This window comes from Peribacillus sp. SIMBA_075, assembly GCF_046534585.1.
On sequence record NZ_JAWRYN010000571.1, the window covers coordinates 1 to 273 of the forward strand.

Here is a 273-nt window from a genome sequence, read left to right on the forward strand (position 1 = left end):
GGGGCAACGAATAACGCGGCCATCCAGATGGTCATCATCGCTTTGATGTTCATCGTGCCGCTTGCAGCAATCATGAAAGCGATCGGCGCTTCCGGTTGGTATTTCCCGCCGCTGCTGTATTCGGACATGGTTCCGGCGATGATGGACGCGTTGCCATCGTTCTTCGATTATCAGTTCTCGCCGAAATGGTATTTCTCCATCATCCCGGCGCTGACGATCGGCGCGCTTGGCTTGCCTCATTTGGCGATGCGCGTTTACACGGCTTCTTCATTG

General features: G+C 54.9%; 1 pseudogene. It reads left to right on the forward strand.

The window, feature by feature from the left end:
• Nucleotides 1–27: 27 nt before the first annotated feature.
• Nucleotides 28–273 (forward strand): annotated as a pseudogene (locus SB775_RS29440) (sodium:solute symporter); the annotation flags it as partial.